The organism is Mesorhizobium sp. M4A.F.Ca.ET.020.02.1.1, assembly GCF_004022645.1.
In the GTDB taxonomy this organism is placed as follows: domain Bacteria; phylum Pseudomonadota; class Alphaproteobacteria; order Rhizobiales; family Rhizobiaceae; genus Mesorhizobium.
Map to the genome: position 1 here is coordinate 1 of NZ_RZOI01000466.1, position 4,987 is coordinate 4,987.

Annotated in this window: 8 protein-coding genes; 2 read left to right on the plus strand and 6 right to left on the minus strand. The window is 65.2% G+C overall.

What is annotated here, in order from left to right:
* The coding region (locus tag EN742_RS24225) for an MltA domain-containing protein (RefSeq protein ID WP_189375545.1) at positions 1-419 on the minus strand (419 nt) is incomplete at its 3' end.
* Between the two features lie 15 nt (positions 420-434).
* Positions 435-1,145 carry a Tim44/TimA family putative adaptor protein gene (locus EN742_RS24230; RefSeq protein WP_126057316.1) on the minus strand — a complete coding sequence of 237 codons (711 nt, stop codon included), beginning with the start codon at positions 1,143-1,145 and terminating at the stop codon, positions 435-437.
* 199 nt (positions 1,146-1,344) lie between these two features.
* Between EN742_RS24230 and EN742_RS24235 the strand changes: the two genes are divergently transcribed.
* A complete protein-coding gene (locus tag EN742_RS24235) occupies positions 1,345-1,842 on the plus strand; it encodes an FxsA family protein (protein WP_126057317.1) in 498 nt (165 codons plus the stop codon).
* 174 nt (positions 1,843-2,016) lie between these two features.
* Entirely contained in the window at positions 2,017-2,514 is a 498-nt protein-coding gene (gene secB / locus EN742_RS24240; RefSeq protein WP_128333368.1) for a protein-export chaperone SecB, read from the plus strand.
* A gap of 73 nt (positions 2,515-2,587) precedes the next feature.
* On the opposite strand, the gene dnaQ is transcribed toward secB, so the two are convergent.
* The 4 genes from dnaQ to EN742_RS24260 form a co-directional block, all read right to left on the minus strand.
* Positions 2,588-3,310 carry a DNA polymerase III subunit epsilon gene (gene dnaQ, locus EN742_RS24245; RefSeq protein ID WP_126057319.1) on the minus strand — a complete coding sequence of 241 codons (723 nt, stop codon included), beginning with the start codon at positions 3,308-3,310 and terminating at the stop codon, positions 2,588-2,590.
* Between the two features lie 74 nt (positions 3,311-3,384).
* Positions 3,385-3,990 carry a dephospho-CoA kinase gene (coaE, locus tag EN742_RS24250; protein WP_126057320.1) on the minus strand — a complete coding sequence of 202 codons (606 nt, stop codon included), beginning with the start codon at positions 3,988-3,990 and terminating at the stop codon, positions 3,385-3,387.
* A 13-nt stretch (positions 3,991-4,003) separates the two neighbouring features.
* A complete protein-coding gene (locus EN742_RS24255) occupies positions 4,004-4,843 on the minus strand; it encodes a shikimate dehydrogenase (protein WP_126057321.1) in 840 nt (279 codons plus the stop codon).
* The coding region (locus EN742_RS24260) for a Maf family protein (protein WP_189375547.1) at positions 4,836-4,987 on the minus strand (152 nt) is incomplete at its 5' end. The genes EN742_RS24260 and EN742_RS24255, both read right to left, overlap by 8 nt.

A 4,987-nucleotide genomic window follows, 5' to 3' on the forward strand; every position in this document is an offset into this window, starting at 1 on the left:
AGATAGGGATCCATGCCGGATGGCCGATTGGCGTCGTCGACATCGACCAGATCGGCCGGGCGTGAAAGCAGCGGCACCGTGAAGCGGTCCGTCAGTACCGGCGAGGCCTCGGCCTCCGGCTCATAGAAGCCGGTGACGAGACCGGCGCCGCCGGTTTCGGCGGTGACATGAGTGGGAACGAAATGGCGCTCGAAGAAGGCCCGGGCCTGCGCTCGATTCGGCAACGAAACGGCACGCGCCTCCTGATAGGCTTCGGCAAAGGCCTCGAAGCCGACGCCAAGCGAGCCCGTGCGATAGGGTTTGGTTAGGACATGGAAGGCCGAGCGGCGAAAGGCGGCATAGGCGGCGCGGTGGTCGTCCTCATCCCAACCGGGCAGCTCGCCAAAGGATTTTTCGCTGAAAAGGGAAGAGAGCGACACCGCCGCCGCCCGGGCTCAATCTTCTTCTTCGGTAGCGACGAGCTTCCAGTTCGGATCGCGCGAGCGCGTGTCGCGGGCGAAGGTCCAGACGTCCTTGACCTCGGCGACGGTTTCGGGGTCGCCGTCGATGACGGCGCCGGCCTTGTCGCGGGTCGCCGAAATCAGCTCGCTGACGATGCGCAGCGTGATGTGCGCTTCGCCGCCCTTCATCTCGGCGGCGACGATATCTGCCTTGTCGATGCCGACGAAGGAGGACTGGATCTTCTCCGACTTTGCCTCGCGATCCCCGATCGCGGCGACGAAGCCGTCAAAGACCTCGCGCGAGAGAAGGTTCTTCAGCGTCTTTCGGTCGCCGTCGGCATAGGCCATGACGATCATCTCGTAGGCCATCTTGGCGCCGTCGACAAAGCCCTTCGGATCGAAAGACGGGTCGTTGTCCTTGATCGTCCTCAGACCCTTGTTGAGATCGGTGTCGGGCCTGGCGAAGGCATCGATCTCGGCATAGGCGTCGGCGGCCGGTTCCCCCGGCGCCCGCTTTCGCGGCAGCGAAACCACATTCTCCGATTTCTGGCCGGCCTCCTGCTGCTCGCGCGTGCGGCTCGCCGAATAGGGGTCGAAGGGCGGGCGCTCGCTGCCCGTGCGACGGCCCAGCACGTTGCGCAGCTGGAAAAAGATCACAACCGCCGCAATCAGAAAGAAAATCGTGCCGAAGTCGAAGAAACCCATATCTTCCGCCAATTCGATCCCTGTCCTGGCCGGACCGCCGGCCAGCATCAGGCCGCGGTCGCATAGCGTTCAACACCCAAAGCATATAGAACGCTAGGCGCAATCATTCAAATCAAAGGCAGGCATACCTATCTAACGGGTCCGGTGCCAGCGGCGATTGCACGCTAGACGGGAAAACACGGAAACGATCGGCCAGGAATTGCGTATTTCACTGCTCCCATTGCTCGTCCTCGCGCTGCCGCTGCTGGAAATCGCCGGCTTCGTCGTCGTCGGCCGCCAGATCGGCGCGCTGGCGACAGTCGGCCTGGTGCTGGCCTCCTCGATTGCCGGCAGCCTGTTGCTGCGACACCAGGGCTTCGGCGTGATGGCGCGGGTGCGGGCCGAGATGGATGCCGGGCGCGATCCGAGCAGCCAGCTAGCGCATGGCGCGATGATCGTGCTGGCGGCGATCCTTCTGATCATTCCCGGTTTCATCACCGACATCCTCGCCATCCTGTTGCTTCTGCCGCCGGTGCGCGAACTCGCCTGGCGGATGCTGAAAAGCCGCATAGTGCTGGCGACCAGCTTCAGCGCCGGCTTCCAGGCGCGGCCGCGCGGCAAGACAATCGATCTCGACGACAGCGACTATTCGCGCGCCGACGATTATACGCGCGGGCCCGACCACAATTCGCCCTGGCGCCGCCTCAAGGACGACTAGGCAATTTCCGGTCAAGTGTCTCAAGGTTCGCCGGCAGGAATCTGCGACAGAGATAGGCAACAACTGTGATCCCGCGCTGAGGCGGCAAACCTTGTCTTGTCATGCCGACCATGGTAGCGAACGCCCGGTTTCAATCCGGTCAGCAAGGCTGCCCAGGCAAAAGGACAAAGGCTCATGGCCAGCAAAGACGACGCGCCGACCGGCGCCGCCAACGGCAACGGCAACGCGCAGCCGACACTCAACGTGCTCGCCCAGTATGCGAAGGATCTGTCCTTCGAGAGCCCCGGCGCGCCGAATTCGCTGCGCGGCCGCGACAAGGCTCCCGGCATCGCCATCAATGTCAACGTCAACGCCAATCCGCTGTCGGACAAGCAGTTCGACGTCAACCTGACGCTGAACGCCAAGGCCTCCTTCGACCAGGAAGTGCTGTTCAACGTCGAGCTGGTCTATGGCGGCGTCTTCGCCATCAGCGGCTTCCCGCAGGAGCACATGCTGCCGATCCTTTTCATCGAATGCCCGCGGCTGCTATTCCCCTTCGCCCGCCAGATCATCGCCGAGGCGACGCGCAATGGCGGCTTCCCGCCGCTGATGCTCGACCCGATCGATTTCGCGCAGATGTTCCAGCAGAAGCTGGCCGAGGACCAGGCGGCGGCGAAGGTCCAGGTGAGCTGATCCGCTCTTCATTAGGTGTCGAAAAGCCCGGCCTCGCGCCGGGCTTTTTGCATGAGATGCCGGCGGGACGGTGTTAGTTCTGAGCCACCCCGGCTTCGGCTTCCACCTTCAGCCACAGCGCCTTTTCGCCGAGCGTGCGCACCAGGCCGGCATGCGCGGCGCGCTCGGCCTCGGTGAGGCGCGGCGGGAGCGCAATCGGCCGCGCGCCGATGGAGATGTCGATGTCGGCCACCTCGCCGGCGCCGTTCATCTGCACCGCCACCGCATCGAGGATCAGCGCCGCCTGCTTGCCGCCGATGAGCTCGATATAGACCTCGGCCAGCAATTCGGAATCGAGCAGCGCGCCGTGCTTGGTGCGGTGGGTGTTGTCGATGCCGTAGCGGCGGCAGAGCGCGTCCAGCGAGTTCGGACCCATCGGGTGCTTGCGGCGCGCCAGCGCCAGCGTATCGACGACGCGGCCGACATCGATGACGGGATGGCCGAGCCGGCCGAATTCGAGATTGAGGAAGCCGATGTCGAAATTGGCGTTGTGGGCGATCAGCTTGGCGCCGTCGGTGAAGGCCAGCCACTCCTCGGCGATCTCCGAAAAGATCGGCTTGCCGACCAGGTCGGCGGCGCTGATGCCGTGCACGGCCTGCGCCTCGGCATGAACCGCCCGCCCCTGCGGGTTGATGAATCTGTGGAAGGTGCGGCCGGTCGGGAAGCGGTTGACCAACTCGACGCCGCCGAGCTCGATGATGCGGTCTTCGCGCATGTCGAGGCCGGTGGTTTCGGTATCGAAAATGATCTCGCGCATCGAATCAGTCCACTCTGAACGAGCAGAATCATCCAACGGAACAAAATGGCAATGGGGACTGCTGACAGCAGGCGTCAGGAAGCGTCCTTGCCCGACTTATCCCCCGCCAATTCGGCGATGATGGCCGCGACCGCGGCGCGCGCGGCGTCAAAGCCCTGGCCGGTGTCGACGATGAAATCGGCCTGGCGGCGTTTTTCGGCATCGGGCACCTGCTTGGCGAGGATAGCGGCCAGCTTCTCCTCGCTCATGCCGGGACGCGCCAGCACACGCGCGCGCTGAACTTCGGCCGGGGCGGTGACGACCACGACCTTGTCGACGCGGTCGCGGCCGCCGGTCTCGAACAGCAAGGGAATGTCGAGCACGGCGAGCGGCGCGCCGGCGGCGCGGTGCCTGGCAAGGAAGGCGTCGGCATCGGCGCGGACCAGCGGATGGACGATCGCTTCCAGCCGCTTCAGGGCCGCGGCATCGCCGAGCACCCGCGCACCGAGCCTGGCGCGGTCGACGACACCCGCATCGGTGGTGCCGGGAAAGGCGGCCTCGACCAGCGGGCCGGCCTTACCGGCATAGAGGCGATGCACCGTCTCGTCGGAATCGTGCACCGGCACGCCGGCCTCGGCAAACATCTTCGCCGTCGTCGACTTGCCCATGCCGATCGATCCGGTGAGGCCGAGCACGATCATAGCCGGCGCCTCATCAATGGGCTTCGATGTCAGCGATGATCATCCGCCTGAGCTCGGCGGTGACCTCGGGCCGCTCGCCGAACCAGCGTTCGAACCCGGGCGCCGCCTGGTGCAGCAGCATGCCGAGCCCATCGACCGTCCACAGGCCGCGCCCCCTGGCGGCGGCGAGGAGCGGTGTCTCGAGCGGCACGTAGACGATGTCGGTAACGATGGCATGGCCGGGCAGGCCCGCCGGATCGGCGGACAGGCCTTCATTGCCATGCATGCCGAGAGCCGTGGTGTTGACGAGAAGGCCGGCATCGGTAAGCAGGTCGCCGACAGCATGGGCGCCATGCGCGGAGACGCCCTCGCCGAAACGGCGGCTGAGCTCCTCGGCCCGCGCCAGCGTGCGGTTGACGATGCGGATGTCCTTCACGCCGCGCTCGATCAGCGCCTGGATGGCAGCGCGCGACGCGCCGCCGGCGCCAAGCACCACGGCGGGGCCATTCGAAGCCCAGCCCGGCGCGTAGTCATCGAGATTGGCGGCAAAGCCGTAGGCATCGGTGTTGCCGCCCCACAATTGTCCGTCCTCGAACCACAGCGTGTTGACGGCGCCGATCGCTTCGGCCGCCTCGTCGCGACGCTCGACCTGCGCGAAGGCCGCCTCCTTGTGCGGGATGGTGACGTTGCCGCCCTGGAAGCCATTATTCCGAAGTCCGTCCACAAAGGCGGCGAAATTGTCCGGCGCGACATCGATGGCCTGATAGCTGCCGTCGATGCCGTACTTGGCCAGCCAGTAGCCATGGATTTTCGGCGAGCGCGAATGCGCGATCGGGTGGCCGGTAACGAAAGCTTTTTTCGCTGCCTCAGCCATCGATTGCTCCGAGCTCCCGCAGCTTCTCCAAAACCGGCAGAAGCGGCAGGCCGACGATGGTGAAATGGTCGCCCTCGATTTTTTCGAACAGCTGGATGCCCTCACCCTCGATCTGATAGGCGCCGACACTCGACAGCGCCTTGT

Coding starts and splice junctions, on each gene's coding strand:
- EN742_RS24230 (WP_126057316.1), bottom strand. CDS start 1,145: ATGGGTTTCTTCGACTTCGGCACGATTTTCTTTCTGATTGCGGCGGTT.
- secB (WP_128333368.1), top strand. CDS start 2,017: ATGGCCAGCAAAGACGACGCGCCGACCGGCGCCGCCAACGGCAACGGC.
- dnaQ (WP_126057319.1), bottom strand. CDS start 3,310: ATGCGCGAGATCATTTTCGATACCGAAACCACCGGCCTCGACATGCGC.
- coaE (WP_126057320.1), bottom strand. CDS start 3,990: ATGATCGTGCTCGGCCTCACCGGATCGATCGGCATGGGCAAGTCGACG.
- EN742_RS24255 (WP_126057321.1), bottom strand. CDS start 4,843: ATGGCTGAGGCAGCGAAAAAAGCTTTCGTTACCGGCCACCCGATCGCG.